This window comes from Variovorax sp. HW608 (assembly GCF_900090195.1).
In the GTDB taxonomy this organism is placed as follows: Bacteria; Pseudomonadota; Gammaproteobacteria; order Burkholderiales; family Burkholderiaceae_C; genus Variovorax.
The window spans coordinates 2,763,493-2,784,377 of the sequence record NZ_LT607803.1 but is presented as its reverse complement, the minus strand read 5'-3'; the positions used below and the strand labels follow the sequence as shown (position 1 = coordinate 2,784,377).

The following is a 20,885-nucleotide window of genomic DNA, read 5'->3' as shown; positions in this document are numbered from 1 at the left end:
CTAATACACCTCGGGCACGTACTTCACCGGATAGCTCGTGTCGTGCGAGCCGCTCTTGATGTGGCGCTTGGGCAGCTTCACCTTCTCGCGCGGGGCTTCCTGGTAGGGGATCTGCGAGAGCATGTGGCGGATCATGTTCAGGCGCGCGCGCTTCTTGTCGTCCGAGCGCACCACGTACCACGGCGCCCATGAGGAATCGCTGCCCTTGAACATGTCGTCGCGCGCCTGCGTGTAGTCGTTCCAGCGGTTGTAGGACTTGAGGTCCATCGGCGACAGCTTCCAGATCTTGCGGCCGTCCTCGATGCGGCCCTTGAGGCGCCGGGTCTGCTCGTCGGGATTCACCTCGAGCCAGTACTTGAGCAGGATCACGCCCGATTCGACGATGGCGCGCTCCACCAGCGGCACGCCCATCAGGAAGCCCTTGGCCTGCTGCTCGGTGCAAAAGCCCATCACGCGCTCGACGCCGGCGCGGTTGTACCAGCTGCGGTCGAAGATGACGATCTCGCCGGCCGCGGGCAGGTGCACCACGTAGCGCTGCAGGTACATCTGCGACTTCTCGCGCTCGGTCGGCGCGGGCAGCGCGATCACGCGGAACACGCGCGGGCTCACGCGCTCGGTGATGGCCTTGATGGTGCCGCCCTTGCCGGCGCCGTCACGCCCTTCGAAGACGATGCACACCTTGAGGCCAGCGTGCTTCACCCATTCCTGCAGCTTCACGAGCTCGATGTGCAATTCCTTCATGGCCTTGTCGTAGGCCTTGGTGGACATCGGGCCCGATTCCGCCTTCGCCGCCGCGCCTTCGGGCGCCGGCTCCGTGGCCTTCGTCGCCACCGGCTCGGCCTCGCTGCGGCTCGACTTCTTGTCTCTCTGCATGGCGATCTCCTCGTGTCATGGAACTAGGGCTGCACGTTGACCTTCTGCCAGCTCGTGTCGGGATCGAAACGCGTCATGGCGCGCACGGTCGCGTCGGTGTTGGGGCCGAGGTTCTTCTCGTACACCACGCCGTCGTGGCTGACCATGAAGCTCATCACGCCGGTCTCGCCGTAGGCCACGGGCCAGGCGACGAGTGCGAAGCCGCCGCGCATGCGCTTGCCGATGACGTAGTCGTAGGCGCCGCCCGACGCGTTCGGGCCCTGCGCCTTCAGGATCTTGAAGTGGTAGCCGTGATAGCCCTCGCCGGGGCGAGCCGGTGCGTAGATCGGGCCCAGCGGGCTTTCGGCTTCGCCGGCGGCGGTGGGCCAGTACAGGCCGTCGTGCTTGCCCGGCGAGCTGGCGAACTTCTGCGCGTAGTCGAGCACGCCGTCGCCGTCGCGGTCGACCTGCGCGTATTCCTTCTGGGCGTCGAAGTAGGCCAGCACCGCGTTCATGGCCGCGAGCTCGTTGCGCCCGATGCGCCGGGTCTTCATCTGGTCCACGCCCGCGGGCGGATCGAAGTGCCAGCCGGCCGCGCTCTTGACGATGGGGATGGGCAGCGTCCAGTCGGCGTCGCCGGCCGAGAGCAGTGCGCGGTCGGCGCCCTCGGGCACCACCTTGTGCTGCTTGGCGTAGGCCGCCAGGAAGTCGTAGATGTCCTCGCGGTCGACTTCGCCGGCCGGCACGAAGCGCTTCCAGTCGGCGCCGAGCACGGCGCGCAGCGCGCTCTGGTCGTAGTTCGCGATCGCATCGAAGAAGGCCTGCGCCGCGGCGTCGGCGCTGGGATAGCTCTTCTGTGCGAACGCCGGGGTCGAAGCCAGGGCGACAGCCGCAACGGCCATCGCGACGGCATGCTTGATGCGGATGATTTGGGGCATGGTGTGTCCTCGTTCGGGGATGGATTGCTGCATGGCGATCAACGGCGTCCGCCGCCTCGACCGCCGCCGCCGCCCCCTCTGCCGCCACCGCCGCTGAAACCGCCGCCGCCGGCCCGGGCGCCGCCACCACCGCTGAAGCCGCTGCTGGCCCGTGCGCCACCGCCGCCTGCGCCGCCGCCCATGGACTGCCGGCTGGACGCGCCGCGATCCATCTGCTGACGCGCCTGGCCGCTGTTCGCGCCGCGCAGCGCGTTGTCGCCACCCCGGCTCTGGACCTGCTCGAAGCCTTGGCTGCCGCGCCCGCCTGCACCTGCACCAGCGCCACCGCGATCGCCGCCGCCGAACTGGCCGCCGCGGTCGCCGCCACCCGCGCCGCCACGGTCGCCAAGCTGCCCGCCACGGTCGCCGCCAGCGCCGCCACGGTCGCCAAACTGCCCGCCACGATCGCCGCCAGCGCCGCCACGGTCGCCAAACTGCCCGCCACGATCGCCGCCAGCGCCGCCGCGATCGCCACGGCCGGTTCCCTCGGCAGCCCGCTGGGCGCGATCGCGCGTGCCCGCGTCGTTGCGCAGGTTCTCGCGCCCCTGGCCGGGGTCCATGCCGCGCTGCTGCAGAGCCGATTGCGCCTGCTGGCGCTGCGCGTCACGCCCGGCGTTGTCCCGGCCGCGGAAATCGGCGCGGTTCTCGGCACCCGGCACGTTGCGGCCGAACTGCTGCTGGCTGCGCTGGTCGCGGTACGGCGTGCCACGGCGGTTGGCCGCGTTGTGCTGCCAGTTGTTCTGGTTGGCCGCGATCTGGCGGTTGGTGTTGATGCTGTTGTAGCGGTTGGTGTTGATGTTGACGTTGCCGCCGCCCCAGTTGCAATTGCCCCAGAGCGCGCCCACGGCTGCGACGCCGATGCCGAACGCGAGCCCCGTGGCGAGCGCTGCGCCCGGATACCAGTACGGGGCCGGCGCATAGGCGTAGGGCGGGTAGGCGGGGTAGGGCCACGAACCGTAGACGACCGCCGGGTTGTACGAGGGCACGTACACCACCTCCGGATTCGCGGGCTCGATCTTGATGACCGTCTGCTGGGTCTGCGGCTCCTGCTCGACGATCACCTTCTGCTGCTCGTTGCTCTTGAGCTGGCCCTGCTGCTGCGCCTTGGTCCGCAGCCGTTGCGCGGAGTCGAGCACGTCCTTGGAGGATGCGAGGAAGGCATCGCCGAGGTTCTGCACCCAGTCGGGCTGGTCGCCCATCATCTGCAGCACTTGCGGGAAGGCGACCAGCGACTGCACGCTCGGGTCCCAGGACTTGTCCTGCACCGCCTTCACGGCCGCATCGCCCTTCTGGTTGGGGTTGGCCTTGGCCCACTTGGCCGCGTCGGCCACGTCGGCCGGGTAGGTCGCTGCCATCAGCACCTGCGACAGCAGTGAATCGGGATAGAGCGCGATCGGCGCCATCATCTGATCGAGCTGCTCGCGGCTGAAGGGCTGCGACTGCTGCGCCATCACGGTTGACGTAAGCAGCGCCAGCATCAGCACGAGGGCCCGAAGGAGGCGGTTGGAAAGAAAACGCATGTGATTCGCTCCTCTTCCTGTAATAGCTCGCCGAAGCCGGGCCGAGGGTAGGGCCCGGACCGGCGTGCCAGCATACGTGGCTCCGGCAAACCCCGCAATTGGGTATTGGTGCATCGCGCCTACGATCGAAGCAGGCGGCAACGGCCGTTGCCAGCCACCCCGGGGACAAGGAGATACCCATGCTGGGACTGATGCAGGACCGACCGCTTCTCATCTCATCGCTGGTGGAGCATGCGGCCACTTTTCACCCCGAGACGGAGATCGTCTCGCGCCGCCCCGAAGGCGGGATCCATCGCACGAACTGGCGCGGCATCCGCGACCAGTCGCGGCGCGTCGCGGGCATGCTGCAGGGCCTCGGCGTGCGGCAGGGCGACCGGGTGGGCACGCTGGCCTGGAACTCGGACCGGCACCTCGCGCTGTACTACGGCGCATCGGGCTCGGGCGCGGTGCTGCACACGGTGAACCCGCGGCTCTTTCCGGACCAGATCGACTACATCGTCAACCACGCCGAAGACCAGGTGCTGTGCTTCGACGTGACCTTCGCGCCGCTGGTCGAGAAGCTCGCGCCCAGACTCAAGTCGGTGCGTCATTTCATCGCGATGTGCGGCCGCGAGCACCTGCCGGCGATCGGCGTGCCGAATCTGCAGTGCTTCGACGAACTGGTGGCCGCCCAAGGCACGGATTACCCGTGGCCCGAGTTCGACGAGCGCACCGCATCGTCGCTGTGCTACACATCGGGCACCACCGGCAACCCGAAAGGCGTGCTGTATTCGCACCGCTCCACCGTGCTGCACGCGCTGATGGAACTCGCGCCCGACACCTTCGGCCTCAACTCCGGCGAGACGCTGATGCTGATCGTGCCGATGTTCCATGCCAATGCCTGGGGTGCGCCGTACGGGGCCGCGATGGTCGGCGCCAGGCTGGTGCTGCCGAGCCAGTATCTCGATGGCAAGAGCGTGTATGAATTGATGCGGGACGAGAGGGTCACCTTCTCGCAAGGCGTGCCCACGGTGTGGCTGATGCTGTTCCAGTACCTCGATGCCAACCCCGATGTCGACGTGCGTGCGCTGTCGCTCAAGCGCGCGGGCATCGGCGGCGCGGCCGTGCCGCGCGCGATGCTGGAGCGCTTCGAAAACCAGTTCGGCGCCGAGGTCATCCAGGGCTGGGGCATGACCGAGACCAGCCCGATCGGCGTGATCAACAGGCTGCTGCCCAAGCATGCCTCGCTGCCGAACGAAGAGCTGGTGAAGATCAAGCTCAAGCAGGGCCGGGGCGTGTGGGGCGTGGACCTGAAGATCGTCGATGACGACGGCAAGCCGCTGCCGTGGGACGGCAAGGCCTTCGGCCATCTGCGCGTGCGCGGTCCGTGGATCGCGAGCGGCTACTACAAGGCCGAAGGCGGCGCGGTGACCGATGAGGAGGGCTTCTTCAGCACCGGCGACGTCGCGACCATCGACCCCGACGGCTTCCTGCAGCTGGTGGACCGCGCGAAGGACGTCATCAAGTCGGGCGGCGAATGGATCTCGTCGATCGACGTCGAGAACGCCGTCATGGGATGCCCCGGCATCGCCGAGGCCGCGATCATCGGCGTGGCGCATCCCAAGTGGGGCGAACGGCCGCTGCTGATCGCGGTCAGGCGGCCCGGTGCGGAGGTGGACAAGGCCGCGGTGCTAGAGGACCTCGCGGGCCGCATCGCCAAATGGTGGCTCCCCGATGACGTCGTGTTCGTGGGCGAGCTGCCGCACACCGCGACCGGCAAGCTGCTGAAGACCAAGCTGCGCGAGCAATATCGCGACTACAAGCTGCCGACTGCGTGAAAGCGCGGCGTCGCCAGCGCGACCCGCCCGACGGCGGGTCGCCGATGCGGACGAGGTACGATAAAAGGCTTCGTCGGCCGAGATGCCGCTCCCAAAAATCAACAATATTTATCAGTGAGCCGAGATGGGCAAGATCTTGCGTGCGTGGACATTCTGGATTCGAGCGGAACTGCGCGGGGAGTGCAGCGACCACCTGGATGCCACGGTGCTCAAGCGGCTGCGGGCGGCCAAGGGCAACAAGCGCGCCGCAGCGCTTTTCAGGGATCTGAACGACGGGACCACCGAAGTCGTGGTCGTGTCGGTCTGGGATTCCATGGAAAGCATCCGCGCCCACACGGGCGATCCGCACACCGCGCCGACCATCGATCCGGGCGACGTGCCCAAGCTGTTCGACCGCGAGCCGAGCGTGCGCCATTACGCGATCTCCGATCCGCACGTGGTCGCGACGCTTCCGGCCGAATGGACGGTGCCTGATTAAAGATCGAAGTCCGTGCCTCGGCTCACGGATTCCCATTCGGCCAGTTCCTTCAGCAGCGCCTGCGCGTGCGCGCGCACCGCATCGACCGCATCGCCGCCGAGCTGCAGGCGCAGCGGCGTGCGTTCGGCGTTCAGCGCGTGTTCGATCGCGGCCGCTGCCTTGCGCGGGTCGCCGGCCTGCGTGTCGTGCATCGCGCGGGCGAATTCGCGCGTTGCGCCGACCACCGACTGGTAGTCGTCGATGACGGGCATGTGCCGCATGCCGCTGCCGGCGAGTTGCGTGCGGAACTGGCCCGGCTCCGCGATCAGCACCTTGATGCCGAAGGGAGCGACTTCCTGCGCCAGCGCCTCGGACGCACCCTCGATCGCGAACTTGGACGCGGAGTACGCGCTGAAGCCCGCGAAAGAGAGCTGACCGCCGAGGCTGGAGATGTTGACGATCGCGCCCGAGCGCTGCGCGCGCAGGAAGGGCAGCGCCGCGCGCGTGACGGCCATCGCGCCGAAGAAGTTGGTATCCATCAGCGCGCGCAGTTCGGCATCCGATGTTTCCTCGAAAGCGCCGACCACGCCGTAGCCCGCGTTGTTGATGAGCACGTCGATGCGGCCGAAGCGCGCGATCGCGGCCTGGACCGCTTCTTCGGCGGCGCCGTGCGCATCGACATCGAGCGCGGCGGCAAGAACGCGCTGCGGCGCGAGCGCCGCCAGGTCGGCGAGCCGGCCAGGGTCGCGTGCCGTCGCGACCACGTTGTGGCCCTGGGCGAGGGCGTGTTCGGCAAACGCGCGTCCGAAGCCCGACGACGCGCCGGTAATGAACCAGGTGCGGGCTTGAGCGGAAGTGGTCATGGTGGAGTCCTTTCCTGCGAGTGGGGCCCGGCAGGGCATGGGAGCGACTATTCCGCAATCGGCATTCATCGACTAGACCGCACGATTAGCAAGCACTGTGCGATACGATGCATGAATGGACCGGCAGCTCCTTCCCCATCTCGCGATCGTCCTCGCGGTGCATCGCCGGGGCGGATTCGCGGCCGCCGCGGGCGAACTCGGCATGAGCGCATCGGCGGTGAGCCATGCGGTGAGGGCGGTTGAGGAGCAACTCGGCCAGCCGCTGTTCGCGCGCACCACGCGCAGCGTACGGCTCACCGAGGCGGGGGAGGCCTTGCTGCACGTGCTGGCCCCGGCGATGTCCGAGATCGCGGATGCGGTCGATGGCTTCGGCGCGAGCTTTGGCCGGGTCGGCGGCGTGCTGCGCATCAACGCGCCGCATGTGGCGCTGCCGATGGCCATCACGCCGCTGGTGGCCGAGATGTCGCGACGCCATCCCGGCGTGGAGGTCGAAGTGACTTCGGACGACGGACTGGCCGACATCGTGGCCGGCGGCTGGGACGCCGGCGTGCGGCTCGGCCACACGGTCGCGCAGGACATGGTCGCGGTCCGGCTCACGCCGCCTTTCAAGGCGATCATGGTGGCTTCGCCGGGCTATCTCGCATCGGCGGGCGTGCCGCGCAATATCGCGGCGCTCGCGAGGCACAACTGCATCGGGTTTCGCTTCGTGACGTCGGGCGGCGCCTACGCGTGGGATCTGGTCGAGCGCAAGGCCCATGTGGCCGTCGAAGTGAAGGGCACGGTGCGCGTCACCAACGCGCTGTATGCCAAGGATCTCGCGCTCGCCGGCGTCGGCATCGCCTACATCTTCGAACCGCTGGTGCGCGCCGAGCTCGCCGACGGGCGGCTGCGGCAGATCCTGCCGGCCTCGGCATTCGAGGAGCCCGGACTCTTCCTCTACTTCCCGCGGCGGGGCGCAGAGGCGCCCAAGCTGCGCGTCTTCGTCGATCTCGCGAGGGAGATGGCGGGGCTTGCGGGACTTGCAATGGCAGGCTCCGGCCCCAGTTCGGGGAAATGACCGATTCGCTGCACATCGTCTGTCCGCACTGCCACACCACCAACCGCGTGAAGAGCGACCAGCTCGGCAGCGCGCCGGACTGCGGCAAGTGCCATCAACCCTTGTTCACCGGCCACTCGACCGCGCTCGATGAAGCCGCTTTCGACCGGCACGTCGCGCGCAACGAGATCCCGGTGCTGGTCGATTTCTGGGCGCCGTGGTGCGGCCCGTGCCGCCAGATGGCGCCGGGCTTCGAGCAGGCCGCCGCGCAGCTGGAGCCGAACGTGCGGCTCGTGAAGGTCGACACCGAAGCGGTGCCGTCTTTGGGCGCGCGCTTCGGCATCCGCAGCATCCCGACGCTGGCGCTCTTCAGGGGCGGCCGCGAGATCGCGCGCCAGGCGGGCGCGATGGGTCCGGCCGATATCGTGCGCTGGACCGAAGCCCACGCGCGATAGCGGCCATTGCCGGCCGATACCATCGGCCGGATGACGCCAGAGAAACCCGCCTTCCGGCCGCGCATCTACCTTGCCGGCCCCGATGTCTTTTTTCCGAACCGCGACGGCATCTTCAGGGACCTGAAGAACCGCTGCGAACGCGCCGGGCTCGCCGGCGTCGCGCCGATCGATGCGACGATCCAGCGCAGCGCCGCAGACAGCGAAGACCAATGGGCGCAAGCCATCTACGACGGCAACGTCGCCCTGCTTCGCGATGCCGATGGATGCATCGCCAACCTGCAGTCCTTTCGCGGCCTGGAGCCGGATTCGGGCACCGTCTTCGAGGTCGGCTTCGCGGTGGCGCTCGGCAAGCCCGTGGTGGTGTACGGGGTGCCGCCCGGGACCTATGCGGAGCGCGTCGCCGCCATGCTCGCCTGCGAGCGGGATGCCGAGGGCGCGCTGCGTGAAGCAGCCAACGGAACCACGGTGGAAGGACTCGGCCAGCGGCTCAACCTCATGCTCACCCGGTCCACGCATCTCGCGCCGGATGCCGAAGCGGCGATCGCATGGATGGCCCGGCTGTTGGGCGGCGGTCCATGAAGGTGACGGCAGGGTTCAGCCCGCTTAAGCGTCGCGGCCGAGACTCAAGGGGCAGCAGAGAGAGGAATCCCCGATGTCGTCCCAACCACAAGTCCTGAACGCCCGGCAGATCGACCATGTGCTCGAACTGATCGAGATCAATCTTCTCGCACCCCGCGAGGCGATCCTCAAGCTCGAGGCGTTGACCGAGGCCGGCGAGTTCACCCAGGCGGAGTGCTACGCGATCCGCATGCTGCTCGTGCTCGACCATCGCGACATGGTCAAGGCGCTGCGCGAGGCGAGCGAGGACGACGAAGCGCTCGCGCTGGTGCGCGATCGCCTCGTTCACGAGGCGCGCGTGGTCTGCGAAGGAGGCTGAGCGCCCGCCGGCCTGTCAATCGGCGGCCGTGTCGAAGAGCAATTGGCGCAGCCACCGGTGAGCGGGATCGCGGTGCGTGCGATCGTGCCAGACGGCACTCTTGGTGAAGCCGGGAATGTCGATCGGCGGCGCAAAGAGCACGAGTCCCTCGACACCGGCAACGAGCCGGCTGGGAACGGTGGCCACCATGTCGCTCGCTCGAAGCAGGTCGGGCACGACCAGAAAGCTCTTGACCGACACGGTGACATTGCGCTGTCTGCCCAATGCATCGAGCACTTCGTCGGTGATTCCCCGGAAACTGCCGCCTGTGTAGGACACCAGCATGTGATCGAGCGCGCAGAACTTCTTGAGCGTCAGGCGCCGTCCTCCCGCAGCCGGATGATCCGCGCGCACTGCGCAGACATAGTGCTCCTTGAACAGCGCACGGGCATGCAGGTCGCCAGGCGCAGTTTCGGGCGTCAGCAGCGCAACATCGATCTCGGCGCGCTCCAGCTGCGTCTGCACCAAGGCATCGTCGACGCCGACGAGCGCCACCCTGATGTGGGGCGCGCGAGGCTTGAGCTTGGCGAGAAAAGGCAGTGCGACAGCCCGCAGCGCGTAGTCCGTGGCGGCGATGGTGAAGTTCATCCGCGCGGTCGAGGGATCGAAAGAGGGGGCTCGGAGCAGTCCGCCGATTTCCTCGAGCACCTGCCCCAGAGGCCGCGCGATGGCGAGTGCCCTGCGTGTCGGCACGATGCCGCGCTGGGCGCGAACGAAGAGGGGATCGTCGAAGGCGTCCCGCAGTCGGGTCAGCATCCCGCTCATGGCGGGCTGCGTGACGCCCAGCCGGGCTGCGGCGCGCGTCACGTTGCATTCGTCCAGAAGGACGTCGAGCGCCTTGAGCAGATTGAGGTCCAGGCTGCGGAGGTCTTTCATGTGGCCCGCGAGCTTACTGTGCGCAAGCAAGTCCTGCCCGCCGGCGCGCATCGTCCGTGAACGGCCTCCAGCGTTTCCGGAACGAGCCCGGCCGCTTCCTGTCAGGCCGACTTGCCGGCGCGCGCCGCAGCGACAAGTCCATCCAGCCAATCCTGATGTCCGTTGATCATCGGGTTGGGCTTGGCATGATGAAGTTCTTCGGCCGGCTTGCCCCTCTGGGTCTCCTGCGTGAGGATGCGCACCCGTCCTCCGGGCAGGTCCTCGACCAGCCATGCGTGGTGCACGTCCAGTCGGGTCTCGCCCTCGCCGGACCAGCCATGCCACGCCACGCGGCCGGGCTGGCCGGCAGATGGCGGCACGTACTCGTTGCACTGCGACTCGACGGGGAAGCCGAATGTCTCGAAGTAGAAGCGTGCGCCGCGTTCCAGCTGCGGGCCCTTGTCATCGTGAAAGCGGATGTTGGCCGAGTTGACGTAGTAGCTCGGCCAGCGCGAGGGCGTGTTCAGCAAGGGCCACACGTCCGCCGCACTCAATCCGGCGACGATGACCTCGTTGGAGGCGAAGTTCTCGGTGAAGCCCGGGACATAGCCGTCGGGCCAGGAAATGGAATTCATTTGTTGGGACATGCAGGAATGGTGGCGCCTGCGCAGAAATAAATCCAATCCTTGTTTCTTATTGGATCGATCACGCTGCGCAATATCAGGACTGCTCAAGCCATCACGTAGATCGACTTCTGCTGCTGATAGCTGGCGATGGTTTCCGGGGCAAATTCCCGCCCGATCCCGCTGGCCTTGATGCCGCCGAAGGGTGCGCCGACGGACGGCATGTAGCCATTGATGCCGATGGTCCCGGTCTGAACCTTGCGCGCCAGGGCCAGCGCCCGCTCGGCATCGCCGCTCCAGACCGATCCGCCCAGGCCGAAGCCGGAGTCGTTGGCGATGCGCACGGCATCGGCATCGTCCCGGTACCGGATGACGGAGAGCACCGGGCCGAAGATCTCCTCCTGCGCGATCACCGACTGGTTGTCCACATCCGCGAACACGGTCGGCTCGACGAACCAGCCGCTCTCCAGCCCCGCGGGCCGGCCGCCGCCCGCCACCAGCCGCGCCTCTGTCTTGCCCTTGGCGATGTAGCCTTCGACGCGATCACGATGCGCCGACGACGCCATCGGTCCCATGGTGGTCGAGCGGTCCATCGGGTCGCCCACCTTGAACGACCTGGCCAGCCCGGCCACGGCCTCCACCACCTCGCCGTAGCGGCTGGCCGGCGCCAGGATGCGCGTGCCGTTGTAGCAGGCCTGGCCGTTGTTCAGCAGGCTGGCCATCGGCAGGCCCTGCAGCACGGCATCGAGGTCGGCGTCATCCAGGATCACCGCGGCGGACTTGCCGCCCAGCTCCAGCGTGACCGGCCGCAGCAGTTCTCCGCAGGTCCGCGCGATGAGGCGGCCCGCGCCGGTGGACCCGGTGAACGCCACCTTGTCCACGCCGGGGTGCGCGACCAGATAGGCGCCCACGGCCCGATCGGCGGGCACCCAGTTCAGCACGCCCGGCGGGATGCCGGACTCGTGCGCGGCTTCGGCCATCACATAGCTGTCCAGCACGGTGCCCGGCGAGGGCTTGATGACCACGGTGCAACCGGCCGCCAGCGCGGGGGCGATCTTGCTCATCGCCAGGGTCACGGGGAAATTCCAGGGAACGATCGCCGCGACCACGCCAATGGCCGTGCGCTCGACCAGGGTCTCCTTTCCCATCTGCGAAGCACGCGTGTCCGGCGTGGCCGGGCTGGCCGCCAGGCCGGCGTAGTAGCCCAGCACGCCAACCGAGAAGCCACCTTCCAGCATCTCGCTGAGGTACAGCGGCATCCCGTTCTGCCGGCTCACCGCGCTGGCCAGTTCGGCGCTTCGCTTCTGCAGGCCTTGCGCAAAACGCCCCATGACCGCTGCGCGCTCCGCAGGCGCCATCGTCGGCCAGCCGGAGTGGTCGAAGGCCTGCCGCGCCGCCGCCACGGCACGGTCCACGTCCGCCTCGACCGCCTCCGGCACGCGCGCCTCCAGTTGGCCGGTGCCGGCGTTGAGGATGTCGAAACGCCTGGAAGAGGCGGGCGAAACCCATTCGCCGCCGATGTAGAAGCTGCTGTATTCGGTCGTCATGCAATGTCTCCGCCAAAGAAAAAGAAGGGATGCTGGTCGGCGCCGCGCCCAGCGTCAGGCCGCCTTCAGGCTTTCCACCGCTGGCACGCCATCGGTGAACTTGTCGTAGAAGATGCTGTCCAGCGGCACGCCCAGCCCCAAGAGCCTGTCGATCCCGGAATCGATCATCGGCGGCGGCCCGCACAAGTAAGCCTGCGCGGCGGGCCACTGCACCGCGCTGCCGGCCTGCGCGATCGCATCGGTCACGAAGCCGCGGGCGCCAGTCCAGTCGCTGGAAGCCGGCTCTTCGGAGAGCACCGGCACGAAGCTGAACGACTCGCCCCAGGCATTCGCGATGCCGCGGATCGAATCCAGGGCATACAGGTCGGCCTGCGTGCGGGCGCCAAACAGCAGCACGCAAGGGCGGCGCACCCGGCGCATGCGCATGTCTTCCAGCACGCTCAGCAGCGGCGCCAGGCCGCTGCCGCCGGCAATGCACACCATGGGGGCGTTGCCCGGTCGAAGGTGAAACGCGCCATGGGCCGCTTCCAGCTTCAGGGGCTTGCCTGCCAGGGCGCCGTCGAACAACGCCCCGGTGAACGCACCGCCGCTCACCTTCCGGATGAAGAAGCAGAGCGAGGTGCGCCCGGCGCGCTGCGGCGCATCGGCGAAGGAATAGTTGCGGCTGCGCGGCAGCCCGGGCGCCGTGAAGCTGGCGTACTGCCCGGCCACGAACATCACGGGCCGATCCGTCCGGACCACGACCTTCAGGATGTCGTGCGTCAATGCCTCGGTGCTGACGATGCGCGCGTCGAACACCTCCGCAGGACGCAGGTCGGCCGCCGGCGCCGCGATTTCGACCACCGTCAGCGCATCGCGCGGCGCGGCCTGGCAGGCCAGGATGTAGCCCGCTTCCAGCTCGTGCTTCGAGAGCGTATAGCCGAAGTCGCTGGACGCCTGCACGGTGCCCTGCATCAAGCGCGTCTTGCATGACCCGCAGGTTCCGACCGTGCAGTTGTGGGGATAGGCAACGCCCTGGGCCAGGGCCGCTTCCAGGATGGTCTGGCCTGGCCGCGTCTCGATGGTCTTGCCCAGGGGCTGGATCTCGACGACCCGCCTGGTTGCGCTGCCACCGAAAAGCGAATTGAAGAAGCTACGCATCTGTACTGCCTTCGAGGCGCTCACGCATGGGCATGCGTTTCACGGGCAGCGGGCTTGCCTTGCGAACCCAGCCAGTCCTCCCACCCGGCGCGGCGGTTCTGCTCGGCCGCCAGCAGGCGCTCCTCGGCGCTGGCATAGCGGGTGTCCCACGCCTTGAGGGCCGGCTTGATGATCCAGTGGAACCACAGGGGCGGCAGCAGGGCCGCGAGGAAGCACACGAACACGCTCGGCATGCGGATCGATTCGCGGTGCGGCACCAGGGCGTAGTACGACAGATAGCTGTTCAGGTGATGGTCCGCATGGTTCGTGATCTCGAACGCGGCCACGCGGGACAGCCAGCCGAAATGGTTCCAGACATGCCGCTTCTCGATCGGTGCGCCGACCACGCGCACCTGGCCGTAGTGCTGGAAATAGTTGAACGACTCCACCCAGAGACGCGCGATCAGCATGGCGGCGAGCGCCGCACCCACCGCGGGCCAGCCGCCGATGAGGAACAGCCCGCCCTGAAAGACCACCTGCGCCAGCACGGCCCGCCACAGCGCGTGGCGGATGGACCAGCGGCCATGGCCTTTCTTCTCGAGCGCATCCGAGATGAAGCGCTGCGCCATGATCGTGGAACGCACCACGGCGCGCGGCGTGAACCGGTACAGCGTCTCGCCGCGCGCAGCCGTGTCGCAGTCCTCGGCCGTTCCCACGTCGATATGGTGGCCCACGACATGGGCCTCCATGCGCGTGCAATCGAGGAAGCACACTTGCGCATAGCGGCCGAAGGTCTTGCCGATCGCGCCGCGCGCGTGGTAGAGCTCGTGCGACGCAGGCACCAGCGGCAACACCGACATCCAGGCCGTGCCGACGATCGCGCCGAAGATCTGCCAGCCGCTCAGGTCATGGTGCGCCAGCGACCAGGCCAGGCCCACGTACAGCGCCGGCCCGAGCAGCACCGACAGCCAGACCGGGATGAAAGCCAGCGCCTTGTTCGTGATGCGGCGTGCGCCGTAGTCGCGCGGCAGGATGCTGTCGACGATCGCCATGAGCGGAAACCACGCGATGGCGATCCACACGTAGTGGCCACCCATCACGAATCCCCAGAGGCTCAGCAGTTGCGTGAACGGCGAGATGTAGTACTTCAAATAGTCCAGCATGGCGGTCTCCCGTGCGCTGCTCAGAAAGTCACGACAGGCTTGACGACCGAGCCGCCCGCGGCCGCGGCGAATGCCTCGTTGATCTTCTCGAACGGGTACTTCCTGATCAGCCTGTCCACCGGCAGCTTGCCGGCCTGGTAGAGCGCCACGAGCTTCGGAATGAAGACCTTGGGTTCGGCGTCGCCTTCGACGATGCATTTCACGCCCAGCCCACGGACATAGATCTCCATGATGCTCATGGGCATGGGCGCATCGGGCGGCGGAATGCCGATCAGCCCCAGCATGCCGTTGGGCAGCAGCACGTCGACGGCGGTCTTCATCACTGCGGGAATGCCCGAGGTATCCAGCGCGTAGTCGAAGCCGCCGCCGCCGCTCGCGGCGCGCAGTGCCGCCGCGACGTCGTCGGTCCGGGTGGGATCGATGGCGTGCGCGGCACCGAGCTCCAGCGCCAGGGCACGGCGTTCCGCGCTCGGCTCCACGACCACCACGGGCGCGGCACCGACCACCTTGGCGGCCATGACGGCGCTCAGGCCCACGGCGCCGCAGCCGAACACGGCCAGGGAGCGGCCGGCGCGCACCTTCAGGGAGTTCATCACCGCGCCTGCGCCGGTCTGGATGCCGCAGCCCAGCGGAGCCAGCACATCGAGCGGCAAGGACTTGTCCACCTTCACAGCGTTCACCGAGCGCGCAATGGCCAGGGTGGCGAAGGACGACTGCCCGAAGAACTGCCCGTGCACCTTCTCGCCGTGCTGGCTCAGGGGCGAGCTCCCGTCCTCCAGGCGCACGCCGCCGAAGTTGAGCCCCATGAACTGGTGGCAGTAGGCCGGCTCGTGGCTCCTGCAATTCGGGCAGGCGCCGCAGGAGTTGAAGGACAGCAGCACATGGTCGCCCACGGCCAGGTCGTGCACGCCGGCGCCGACGGCCTCGACCACGCCGGCGCCCTCGTGGCCCAGCACGATCGGCATGGGCACCGGAAAGCCGTTGGCGCACACCACGTCGGTGTGGCAGATGCCGGTGGCCACCATGCGGACCAGGATCTCGTCATCGCGGGGCGCGGCGATGTCGATGTCCTCGACTGCGAGGGGCGCCTGCTGCCGGCGTGCCAGCGCGGCGCGTGCCTTTCGTACGGCGGTGGAATTCTGCAGCGTCGGGCTGTCGGCGAGGGCGGTGGTCATGGGGTCTCCTGAACTTGTTGCGACGATGCGTCCATTGGACCGACCCGTTCGCCACCGATCGCCCACCAAGAGTTGGGCGCGAGGCCGGAGTAACCCTAGGGTCGCAACGATCCACATTGTTCGCATAGGTACTTTCTCTATGCGCACTAAATGCGCTCCGTCCCTAGAATCGGTCGGTCCTCGCCATGCCAGTGAACGCTACCGATTTCTCCCGCGATGGATTCGGGCCGCCGCAATTCGGGTTTCACGTCGTGCCGACGCGCGCCCTGTCGATGGCGCTGCAGATGGACCCGTTCCCCAAGGTGCTGACCGCGTGCGCCCCGCCGGGCTACGGCAAGACCGTGATGCTCAGCAGCTTGTTCGACGAGTTGACCGCGCGCGGCAACACCGGCCTCTGGCTGACGCTGGACGACCGTGACCGCGACTTGTCGGCGCTGCTCGATCGCCTCGGCGCCGCCATGCAGCAGGCGGGCATTGCGGGCGTGGCGCAGGCCCGCGCCGCCAGCGCCCGGTTCCCGGACCGCGGTGCCGCTGCCGACGCGCTGCTGCGTCTGCTGGTCGAGCCGGCCCGTCCCACGATCCTGTTCATCGACAACCTCGGCTTCTGCCATGACCCCGCGCTCGGGTCCGTCCTGCACCGGCTCGTCTTCGGCACGCCGGCGCAATTGCGCCTGGTGCTGTCCAGCACCCATGAGATCCCGTTGGACCTGGCGCGGGCCAAGCTCGAGGCCGGCGCGCTCGAACTGCGCGCATCGCACCTGAGCTTCGACCGCGGCAGCACCGCCGAATTGCTCCGGCACGCGGGCATTGCCCACGGGGGCGCCCGGCAACTGGACCGCATCGTCGCCCAGACGGAGGGATGGCCTGCCGCCATCCGCCTGTTGCAGGTGCTGCTGCGCGGCGGCGTCGATGCGAGCGGCGAACCGGCCAGTGCCGCAGCGGACATCGACCAGGTGCTCGGACGGTTTGGCGGCGACCACCGGGACATTGCAAGCGTACTGACGCGCCGGGTGCTGGTCGGGTTCCCGCCGGACCTGGTGGACTTCATGGTCGAGATCGCGCTGGTGCGGGAGTTCAATGCCGACCTGGCCGCCGAAATGACCGGACGCCCCGAGGCACGCCAGTGGCTGCACCAACTGGTCGAAAGCAACGTGCTGATCTTCCCGCTGGACCGCAGCCGGCGCTGGTTCCGGTTCCACACGCTGCTGCGGGAGTTCCTGCTGGCGGAGGGAGAGCAGACGCTGGCGCCCGCGCGGCGGAATGCGCTACTGGACCGGGCCGCGCGCTGGCATCTTGGCCAGGGCGATACGACGAGCGCCATCTCGATCGCGCTCGAAGCGGGCTCGACCGCACTCGCGCAAGAGCTGCTGGACCGCATTGCCCACGTCGTGGTCGGCCATCACGGGCGGATGTCGCAGCTGATCCAATGGGTCGACAAGCTCCTGGCGGCCGGGATCGCGCCGTCGCCGGAAGTGCATACCTGGTTCGTCTGGGCCTTGAGCGACTCCCTGCAGTACGAGCGCGCCCGCCAGGCCTTGGACGACCTGGACCGACGGGCCGCGACCGACGCGGCCTTCCAGAACATCTCGGGAGGCGTGCAGCAGCGCATCCTGTTCACCCGCATGCTGGTCAACGTCTGGCTCGATCGACTGGACAGCGCGCATGAACAGGCGGATGTCTGGCTTGCACGCGACGCCAACGCCGACGCCCTGAAGGTCGCGACGGTGACCTCCATCGCGGGCATCGTCGATATCGATCGCGGCACCCTGTCGGCTGCACGCGCGCGCATGCAGTTGGCCGAAGCAGCGATCAGCCGCGCCGACAGCGCCTACGGCCTCGCCTGGGTAGGCATCCTGCGCGCCTGTGTCGACATCGGACAGGCGCGACCCAACGCCGCGTCCGATCTGCTGGTCGCGACGCGGGAACGCGCGGGCTGCGTCATCGGGCCCGACGCGAGCGTTCTTCTGACACTGGACTTCGTCCACGCGCGCGCCTTGCTCGACCAGGGCCGCGGCGATGCGGCGCGCAAGCTGGCGGAGGCGAGCCTGCAGCGCGCCATGCATCACGGCATCCTGACCACGCTCGAAGAGGGCCTGGCCGCGTGCGTCGCGTTCTGGAAAGGCGGCGAGGACGAGGCGGGCGGCATCACGGCCGATCTGCTCGACCGGGTGGCCCACTGCTACCCGGCACGCGGCCTGCTCCTGCTGGGTGCTTCGAAGATCCGTCGGCTGCTCCAGCTCGGCCGTCTGGCCGAAGCACGGTCGCTGTCCGAGCGCATCGGCCTGGCTGCGCCAGAGCGTCGCGCCGCCGGCGCCGAGCGGATGCGCGAGCGCGGCGACTGGCTGCTGGCACGGCTCGAACTCGAAGCGGCCCAGCACTGCAGCAGCGAGCTGGCTCTTCAGATCGAGGCCTCGATCAAGGCGGCACGCATCGACCAGCGCCATCGGGACGCGGTCGAGCTGTTGCTGCTGTCAGCCGGCGTGCACCAGCGCAAGGGGCAGGTGCACGCGGCCGTGCGCCAGTTGTCGGCAGCCATCGTTCTGGCGGCGCCGGGCAATCTCATCCATCCCTTCAACACCCGCAGCCAGCTCATCGCGCGGCTGCTGTCCGAGGACGAGGCGAGGACCATCGGGCTCACCGGCGCGGCTGAGCTGGCCTTCTTCGAGCGCCTGCGCACCTTCGCCAGCGCCCCGACCGCCATGGCGCCGGACCGAGGCGTAGGCCGCGCCGACGAGCCGACACCACGCGAGATCGAGTTGCTGGACCTGCTGGACCAGGGCCTGAACAACGAGCAGGTGGCTGGGCGCCTGCACCTGTCGGTGGCCACGGTCAAGTGGCACCTCCACAAGCTCTATGCGAAGCTGGGCGTTCGCAGCCGGTCGGCTGCGCTGGCGCGGGCCCGGAGCCTGAAGTTGATCGGACGCGCCTGACGCAGGGCGGAAACGGGGCGGGCGCTCATGGGGACAGTGGAGCGTTCGAAACGAATGCGTTGCGCAGCGCGCGCCTAAGCACCTTGCCGGTGGGCGTGCGCGGGAGCTGGTCGATGAGGCGTATCTCGTCGGGTCGCTTGAGCTTGCCCAGGCGTTCCCGGTTGTGGGTCCGCAGGCGCTCCAGTAGCGCGCAGGGGTCGTGCGCCGCATCGCGGGCCGGCACGACGAAGGCGACGGGCCGTTCGCCGAAGCGCTCGTCCGGCACGCCGACCACGCTGCATTCCCATACCCCGGGCACCTCGCGCATGACGGCCTCGATTTCCTGCGGGTAGATGTTGACGCCCCCGGAGATGATCATGTCGTCCAGCCGATCGGTGAGGAACAACCAGCCTTCCTCGTCCAGGTAGCCCATGTCGCCGAAGGTCTGCCAGCCGCGTGCGTGCGTCCGTCCCAGCGTCTTCTCCGGTGCCTTGTAGTAGGCGAAGGGCGTCACGCCCGAGAAGTAGACGACACCGGTCTGACCGGGCGGCAGTTCGCCGCCTTCCGCGTCGACGATGTGCACGACCCCCTTGCGGGCCTGGCCGACGGAGCCCGGCTTGCGCAGTGCCTGTGCCGAGTCGATCAATGTCAGGCCGACGCCTTCCGTGCCCGAGTAGTACTCGAGGAGGATCGGGCCCCACCAGTCGATCATGGCCCGCTTGAGCGGGGCAGGACAAGGCGCTGCGCCGTGGATGGCGACGCGATGCGACGGGGCCGAGAACGCCGCGCGGCGTTCGACCGGCAGCGCCAGCAAGCGCTGGAACATGGCAGGCACCCACTGGCTGTGGGTGATCCGCTCGCGTTCGATCAGGCGCAGGGCTTCATCGGCGTCGAAGCGGTCCATGACGAAGACAGTGCCTCCGCCCGCCGTGACGGCCAGCGCGACCCTCAAGGGCGCGGCATGGTAGAGCGGTGCGGTCGAGAGATAGCGGACATCGTCGCCGCCGAGCTGGAAGAGCGCGATCAGATCGGCCGCAAAGGGCGGCGTGCCGCGCCACTCGCGAGGCAGCAGCGGCCGGATCACCCCCTTGGGCGCGCCGGTGGTGCCCGAGGTGTACATCATCAGCGCCCCTGGCGGCTCGTCCGCATGCGGCCCGGGGGAACCTGCGTCGAGCAAGGGTTCGAGCTTGGCGAAGCCCGCAACGCTCCCACCCAGCGACAGCCGATGCACGGGCCGGGCGATCGCGCCGGGCAGGGCCGCGGCCAGCTCGCCGAGCGTCGCATCGACCAGCACCGCCTTGGCATCGGAATCTTCCACCAGGTAGGCCAGTTCGGGCGCTGCCAGCGCGGTCGACATCGGCGTCAGATACAGGCCCGAGCGCCACGCGGCCCAGGCGGCAGCCAATCCTTCGGGCCGGTTGCTCAGCATGGTGGCCACGTGATCGCCACGCACCAGCCCCAGATGGCGGAACACGTCGGCCAGTCGATTCACCAGCGCTTCGAGATCCCCATAGCTGAGCTGTGCGTCGCCACAGACGATGGCCGTACGTCCGGGATCGGCGCTGGCATGCAGGCGCAGGTCCAGCATGGGCGTGGGAGGATTCGGCACCCTTACTCCCGGTCAGCCGGCGCTGCGCTGCGCCTTTTCCTGCTCCGCGCGCGCACGCACGATGCGCTTGGCTTCGGCCCAGTCGTCCGGTGTCAGGGCGTTCATCTCGGCGAAGGTGCTCGGCGCTGCGAGGTGGTGGCCGCCGTCGATGGCGATGTTCTGGCCCGTGATGTAGTCGCAGCCATCCGACTGGAGGAACATCAGCAGGTTGCACAGTTCGGACATCTTGCCGAAGCGGCCCATCGGCACCTTTTCGGAGGAGGCCGCCCCGACATTGGCCTTCGGGATCGGGGCCAGCTTCTCCCACGCGCTTTCGGTCGGAAAGGGGCCGGGCGCGACGGCATTCACGCGGATGTTGTGGCGGCCCCATTCCACCGCCAGCGACATCGTCATGGCATGGATCGCCGACTTCGCCATCACGGAAGGCAGCACGTAGGGCGAGCCGGTCCAGACCCATGTCACGAGCATGCTCACGACGGAGCCGGGCAAGCCCTGGGCAATCCAGCGGCGTCCGCAGGCCAGCGTCGCGTACAGGGCGCCGTCCATCACCGTCGAGCGGACCGCCTCGAAGCCGCGCGGGCTGATCTCCACCGACGGCGAGATGAAGTTGGCGGCGGCGTTGTTGACCAGGCCGGTGAGAGGGCCGCCTTGCCAGATCTTCTCGACCATCGCCTCCATCTGCTCCGCACTGCGTACGTCGCAGATGTGGTATTCGATGCTCCCGCCGTGCGCCGCCTGGGCGCGCAGCTCTTGGGCGGCTTCCTGCAGCACGCTTTCGCGCCGGCCGCAGATGTGCACGGCGGCGCCGTGCGACACGAAGCTGCGGGCGAGTTCCTTGCCCAGCCCGGTGCCGCCGCCGGTGATGAGGATGCGCTTTCCCGTGAGGGCGTCGTCGCGGATGGGTCCGTTGGCCATCGTGGTCATGTGTCGTT

General features: G+C 68.4%; 19 protein-coding genes. 7 read left to right on the top strand and 12 right to left on the bottom strand.

Annotated features, from left to right (window positions below; translation table 11 throughout):
* The 3 genes from ppk2 to VAR608DRAFT_RS13050 are packed head-to-tail and all read right to left on the bottom strand — an operon-like array spanning position 1 to position 3,349.
* Positions 1 to 873 (bottom strand): polyphosphate kinase 2, encoded by an 873-nt coding sequence (gene ppk2, locus VAR608DRAFT_RS13060; RefSeq protein ID WP_088954454.1) that lies wholly within the window; start codon positions 871 to 873, stop codon positions 1 to 3.
* A gap of 23 nt (positions 874 to 896) precedes the next feature.
* Positions 897 to 1,790, bottom strand: a complete 894-nt coding sequence (locus VAR608DRAFT_RS13055; protein ID WP_088954453.1) for a DUF2950 domain-containing protein — start codon at positions 1,788 to 1,790, stop codon at positions 897 to 899.
* A gap of 38 nt (positions 1,791 to 1,828) precedes the next feature.
* Positions 1,829 to 3,349 carry a DUF3300 domain-containing protein gene (locus VAR608DRAFT_RS13050; RefSeq protein ID WP_088954452.1) on the bottom strand — a complete coding sequence of 507 codons (1,521 nt, stop codon included), beginning with the start codon at positions 3,347 to 3,349 and terminating at the stop codon, positions 1,829 to 1,831.
* Positions 3,350 to 3,528: 179 nt separating this feature from the next.
* Between VAR608DRAFT_RS13050 and VAR608DRAFT_RS13045 the strand changes: the two genes are divergently transcribed.
* Together VAR608DRAFT_RS13045 and VAR608DRAFT_RS13040 are read left to right on the top strand one after the other, a co-directional pair.
* Positions 3,529 to 5,166, top strand: a complete 1,638-nt coding sequence (locus VAR608DRAFT_RS13045) for a 3-(methylthio)propionyl-CoA ligase (protein ID WP_172843847.1) — start codon at positions 3,529 to 3,531, stop codon at positions 5,164 to 5,166.
* A gap of 124 nt (positions 5,167 to 5,290) precedes the next feature.
* Complete coding sequence (locus tag VAR608DRAFT_RS13040) at positions 5,291 to 5,644, top strand: putative quinol monooxygenase (RefSeq protein WP_088954451.1); 354 nt, start codon at positions 5,291 to 5,293, stop codon at positions 5,642 to 5,644.
* Here the strand turns inward: VAR608DRAFT_RS13040 and VAR608DRAFT_RS13035 are convergent.
* Entirely contained in the window at positions 5,641 to 6,486 is an 846-nt protein-coding gene (locus tag VAR608DRAFT_RS13035; RefSeq protein ID WP_088954450.1) for an oxidoreductase, read from the bottom strand. The two genes, VAR608DRAFT_RS13040 and VAR608DRAFT_RS13035, sit on opposite strands and share 4 nt — an antisense overlap.
* A gap of 115 nt (positions 6,487 to 6,601) precedes the next feature.
* Between VAR608DRAFT_RS13035 and VAR608DRAFT_RS13030 the strand changes: the two genes are divergently transcribed.
* From VAR608DRAFT_RS13030 to VAR608DRAFT_RS13015, 4 genes are all read left to right on the top strand, one after another.
* A complete protein-coding gene (locus tag VAR608DRAFT_RS13030) occupies positions 6,602 to 7,543 on the top strand; it encodes a LysR family transcriptional regulator (protein ID WP_088954449.1) in 942 nt (313 codons plus the stop codon).
* Positions 7,540 to 7,977 carry a thioredoxin TrxC gene (trxC, locus tag VAR608DRAFT_RS13025; protein ID WP_088954448.1) on the top strand — a complete coding sequence of 146 codons (438 nt, stop codon included), beginning with the start codon at positions 7,540 to 7,542 and terminating at the stop codon, positions 7,975 to 7,977. Before VAR608DRAFT_RS13030 ends, trxC begins: the two co-directional genes overlap by 4 nt.
* 30 nt (positions 7,978 to 8,007) lie before the next feature.
* Entirely contained in the window at positions 8,008 to 8,556 is a 549-nt protein-coding gene (locus tag VAR608DRAFT_RS13020) for a nucleoside 2-deoxyribosyltransferase (protein ID WP_088958760.1), read from the top strand.
* A gap of 73 nt (positions 8,557 to 8,629) precedes the next feature.
* Entirely contained in the window at positions 8,630 to 8,914 is a 285-nt protein-coding gene (locus VAR608DRAFT_RS13015; RefSeq protein WP_088954447.1) for a hypothetical protein, read from the top strand.
* A gap of 15 nt (positions 8,915 to 8,929) precedes the next feature.
* Here the strand turns inward: VAR608DRAFT_RS13015 and VAR608DRAFT_RS13010 are convergent, their stop codons facing one another.
* The 6 genes from VAR608DRAFT_RS13010 to VAR608DRAFT_RS12985 all read right to left on the bottom strand — a co-directional run bounded on the left by VAR608DRAFT_RS13010 (position 8,930) and on the right by VAR608DRAFT_RS12985 (position 15,435).
* A complete protein-coding gene (locus VAR608DRAFT_RS13010) occupies positions 8,930 to 9,829 on the bottom strand; it encodes a LysR family transcriptional regulator (RefSeq protein WP_088958759.1) in 900 nt (299 codons plus the stop codon).
* Between the two features lie 101 nt (positions 9,830 to 9,930).
* Positions 9,931 to 10,443, bottom strand: a complete 513-nt coding sequence (locus VAR608DRAFT_RS13005) for a polyketide cyclase (RefSeq protein ID WP_088954446.1) — start codon at positions 10,441 to 10,443, stop codon at positions 9,931 to 9,933.
* A 95-nt stretch (positions 10,444 to 10,538) separates the two neighbouring features.
* Positions 10,539 to 11,978, bottom strand: a complete 1,440-nt coding sequence (locus VAR608DRAFT_RS13000) for an aldehyde dehydrogenase (protein ID WP_088954445.1) — start codon at positions 11,976 to 11,978, stop codon at positions 10,539 to 10,541.
* 54 nt (positions 11,979 to 12,032) lie between these two features.
* Entirely contained in the window at positions 12,033 to 13,118 is a 1,086-nt protein-coding gene (locus tag VAR608DRAFT_RS12995; RefSeq protein ID WP_088954444.1) for a 2Fe-2S iron-sulfur cluster-binding protein, read from the bottom strand.
* Between the two features lie 20 nt (positions 13,119 to 13,138).
* Positions 13,139 to 14,260 carry an alkane 1-monooxygenase gene (locus VAR608DRAFT_RS12990; RefSeq protein WP_088954443.1) on the bottom strand — a complete coding sequence of 374 codons (1,122 nt, stop codon included), beginning with the start codon at positions 14,258 to 14,260 and terminating at the stop codon, positions 13,139 to 13,141.
* Between the two features lie 20 nt (positions 14,261 to 14,280).
* A complete protein-coding gene (locus VAR608DRAFT_RS12985) occupies positions 14,281 to 15,435 on the bottom strand; it encodes an NAD(P)-dependent alcohol dehydrogenase (protein ID WP_088954442.1) in 1,155 nt (384 codons plus the stop codon).
* Between the two features lie 185 nt (positions 15,436 to 15,620).
* On the opposite strand from VAR608DRAFT_RS12985, the gene VAR608DRAFT_RS12980 reads away from it, so the two are divergent.
* Positions 15,621 to 18,365 (top strand): LuxR C-terminal-related transcriptional regulator, encoded by a 2,745-nt coding sequence (locus VAR608DRAFT_RS12980; protein WP_088954441.1) that lies wholly within the window; start codon positions 15,621 to 15,623, stop codon positions 18,363 to 18,365.
* A gap of 25 nt (positions 18,366 to 18,390) precedes the next feature.
* Here the strand turns inward: VAR608DRAFT_RS12980 and VAR608DRAFT_RS12975 are convergent, their stop codons facing one another.
* Together VAR608DRAFT_RS12975 and VAR608DRAFT_RS12970 are read right to left on the bottom strand one after the other, a co-directional pair.
* Entirely contained in the window at positions 18,391 to 19,953 is a 1,563-nt protein-coding gene (locus tag VAR608DRAFT_RS12975; RefSeq protein WP_231973476.1) for an AMP-binding protein, read from the bottom strand.
* Positions 19,954 to 19,965: 12 nt separating this feature from the next.
* Positions 19,966 to 20,877, bottom strand: coding sequence for an SDR family oxidoreductase (locus tag VAR608DRAFT_RS12970; RefSeq protein ID WP_231973474.1), 912 nt, complete (start codon positions 20,875 to 20,877; stop codon positions 19,966 to 19,968).
* Positions 20,878 to 20,885 lie beyond the last annotated feature (8 nt).